The organism is Streptomyces sp. RP5T (genome assembly GCF_003933965.1).
Lineage (GTDB): Bacteria > Actinomycetota > Actinomycetes > Streptomycetales > Streptomycetaceae > Streptomyces.
Genome location: NZ_RSAJ01000783.1, coordinates 1 through 3263, shown reverse-complemented (window position 1 = coordinate 3263; position 3263 = coordinate 1). Strand labels below are relative to the sequence as shown.

At 72.5% G+C, this 3263-nt stretch carries 3 protein-coding genes and 1 pseudogene; 1 reads left to right on the top strand and 3 read right to left on the bottom strand.

The genetic code is table 11. From position 1 onward, the window contains the following. Window positions 1–1213, top strand: a 1213-nt coding sequence (locus EHS43_RS40920) for an ATP-dependent helicase C-terminal domain-containing protein (RefSeq protein ID WP_312023475.1), incomplete at its 5' end; no start/stop codon positions are given. Here the strand turns inward: EHS43_RS40920 and EHS43_RS40915 are convergent. The 3 genes and pseudogenes from EHS43_RS40915 to EHS43_RS40905 all read right to left on the bottom strand — a co-directional run. Beyond that, complete coding sequence (locus EHS43_RS40915; protein ID WP_125195591.1) at window positions 1203–2186, bottom strand: DUF3068 domain-containing protein; 984 nt, start codon at window positions 2184–2186, stop codon at window positions 1203–1205. The genes EHS43_RS40920 and EHS43_RS40915 overlap by 11 nt on opposite strands. Window positions 2187–2202: 16 nt before the next feature. Continuing rightward, window positions 2203–2337 carry an SPW_0924 family protein gene (locus EHS43_RS40910; RefSeq protein ID WP_106433589.1) on the bottom strand — a complete coding sequence of 45 codons (135 nt, stop codon included), beginning with the start codon at window positions 2335–2337 and terminating at the stop codon, window positions 2203–2205. Between the two features lie 148 nt (window positions 2338–2485). Then, a pseudogene (locus EHS43_RS40905) lies at window positions 2486–3263 on the bottom strand (lytic transglycosylase); the annotation flags it as partial.

Here is a 3263-nt window from a genome sequence, read left to right as displayed (position 1 = left end):
GGCCCTGCTGGACGCGGCCGCGTCGGTCGGGGCCGAGCGGGCCGCCGAGGTGACCGCGCTGCTGAGCGAGGAGGCGCCGCGCGAGTACGGGGACGACCTCGCGGGCGCGTTGCGGGCGGCCCGGCGCGGGAGCGACGCCTATGCGGCGCGGTGGCGGGCGGAGGTGCGGCGGTTGCGGGGCGTCGCGGCCGAGTCCGCGCCCGGGTCCGCCCCGAAGGACCACCGGCCGGCGGACGGCGGTGAGGACGGTCTCGCCGGGCTCGTGGCCGCCCTCGCGTTCCCCGAGCGGGTGGCGCGGAAGGACGGCGGCTCCTTTCTCATGGCCTCCGGCACCCGCGCCGAGCTGTCCGAGGGCTCCCCGCTGCGCGGCGCGTCCTGGATCGCGGTGGCCGTCGCGGACCGTCCCGTCGGCAAGGGGCACGCACGCGTGCAGCTCGCCGCCGTGATCGACGAGGACACGGCCAGGTCGGCGGCGGCCTCACTGCACTCCGAGCGCCAGGAGGTCCAGTGGGCCGACGGGGACGTCGTGGCACGCCGGGTGGAGCGGCTCGGGGCGATCGAGCTCACGGCACGGCCCCTGAAGAACGCCGACCCCCTCCTCGTACGCGAGGCACTCCTCGAAGGGCTGCGCCGGGAAGGGCTGCGGCTGCTGCGGTGGACGTCCGACGCGGAGGTCCTGCGGCAGCGGCTGGCGTTCTTGCGCCACCACCTCGGTGACCCGTGGCCCGAGGTCTCCGAGGACGCGCTGCACGCGCGCGTGGACGAGTGGCTGGAGCCCGAGCTGAGCCGTGCCCGGCGCCGGGCCGACCTGGCGCGCGTCGACGCCGGGCAGGCCCTGCACAGGCTGCTGCCCTGGGCCTCCGGCGAGGCCACACGGCTGGACGAGCTGGCGCCCGAGCGGGTCGCCGTGCCGAGCGGGTCCAGGATCCGGATCGACTACGGCATCCCGGAACAGCCCGTGCTCGCGGTGAAGCTGCAGGAGATGTTCGGGCTGCAGGAGTCGCCGCGGATCGCCGGTGTGCCCCTGCTGGTCCATCTCCTGTCCCCCGCCGGGCGCCCCGCCGCGGTCACCGCCGATCTCGCCTCCTTCTGGAGGGACGGCTACAAGGGTGTCCGGGCGGAGCTGCGCGGCCGCTATCCGAAGCATCCGTGGCCGGAGGACCCGGCGGGTGCCGAGCCGACGCGGCACACCTCCGCGCGGCTCAGGCGGTGACCGGTTCGGGTTCTTCGGCCGTCACGGGGGCCGGTCGGCGGCCGCGGGCTTCGAGCAGCAGCGCGAGCGCCAGCAGCAGGACGCCGAGGGCCAGGAAGCCCCACGGCAGGTAGGAGGTCATGAGGAGGACGAGGGTGCGGTTGGACTTGACCAGGTCGACCGTGTGCCTGATGTAGTCCTCGCGCATCTTCACGTCGCCGGCGAAGACCGTCACCTTGTCGCGGTCTCCGAGCAGGGTGCCGCCGCGCAGTTCCTCCTTGTGCTGTTCCTCGCCGTAGACGGGGGCGCCGGTGACGGGCTCGACCCAGAACTTCCGGACGGTGGTGTACCAGCGGGTGGTGCCCGTCCTGGCGATGGACTCGGGGGTGATGCCCTGGACCGGCATGGTCTTGGGGAAGGGCACCTTGGTCCAGGGGATGGTCTGCTCGAAGTAGTAGACGTCGAGGCCGCGGAAGTTCCGGGTGCCCTCGTAGTGGATGGGGGCCGAGGTGCGGGCCTGGGCGTCGAAGTACTCGTAGTCCCGTTTCTCGGTGAGGAAGGGCCACTTGAACTCGATGCCCTCACGTCTGACGGGGTCTCCGTCGACCATCTCGCCGGTGGCGTGGACGGGGTCCTGGGTGTGGGCGTCGAAGATGTACCGCTCGGGGATCCTGGAGACCATCTTGCCGTCGGGTCCGACGACGTAGGACAGGCCGTCCCAGACGACGACGTCCCTCCCGGCCGTCTTCTCGATCTTCTCGGAGGCCTCCACGTTGCCCTTGAGGGTCTGCACGATGGTGACCTTGGAGACCTTCTTCGCGGTCATCGAGCCGTAGTCGACGAGGGTGGCGTCCTTGGCCTCCAGGACCATGTCCTGGTACTGGTTCGCGGGGATCTTGGCGAGGCGCGGGAAGGCGTACCAGCGCAGCAGCGGGGACAGCGCCGCGAAGAACACGGCGAGGGCGAGCAGGACCAGGCTGGTCTTGCGGCGCATCTCGGCCTCCCGGGGGTCACGGGTGTGCGGGCACCGTGGTCAGCAGCGGCTTCGGGGACGTCTTGCCGGTCGGCGTGCCGAGTGCGGTGATGGTGAGGATCAGCGCGAACGCGAGGGCGAGGCCGGTCGCGGCGGCGATGAGGGCGCGCATATCCACCTCCCGGCGCACGGGAACTGAGACATCGTCAGGTCCCGGCACGGTAGCAACGGGCGGGCGAGATGAGAACAGCTCGCGCACGTACGAAGGGCGCCCTGTCCGCCGTGGCGGAGAGGACGCCCTTCGGAGGTTGCCGCGCCGGCTACGAACTCGCGCTGGGGCTGGGCGAGGGGCTCGTGGAGGTGTCCGCGGCGGCGGCCACGGTCAGCGTCACGTCGAGCGTGGCACCGCCCGCCGTGGTGACGCGCAGCACGAAGGTGCCGGTGGTGTCGTCGGCGTAGAGCTGCGGCAGCTTCAGCAGGCCGTCCGCGTCGGTGGTGAGGCCCGTCAGGGTGCGGACGGTCTTGCCGTCGGCGTCCTTGAAGTAGGGGCCCTTGTCGTTGGCGGTCGCGTCGTCGGCCGACTTAATCAGGGTCGCGGTGACGGCGACCTTGTCCGCGACGGCGTCCTTGTAGGTGGCCTTCACCTGGACCGCGTCGGCGAACTCGCCGCCCGGGGTGCAGGTCAGCGCGGTGTCGGCGGTGCGCACGAGGGCGTCGGCGACGCGCTGGGTGACGGTGGCCGTGTAGATCGGGCCGGTGACGGTACGGCCGATGAGGGTGGCGCGGACCGCGAAGCTGCCGGTGGTCTCGCCCGCCTGGAGCGCGGGCGCGGTGGCCACGCCGGAGGCGTCCGTGAGGGCGGTGGCGACCTTCTCGCCGCCGGTGAAGGTGGCGTCGGTGTCGCCGACGATCGTGTACCGGATCCGGACCTTGGCGACGCCCTTGCCGGCCGCGTTCTCCGCCTTGGTGCTGATCTTCTCGGTGAACGCGTCGCCCGCCATGGCGGTCAGCTTCGCGGTGCCCGAGTCCTCCAGGTGATCCACCGACTGGGTGGGGGTGACCGGAGTCGTCGGGGGCGGAGTGGTCGGGGTGCCCGAC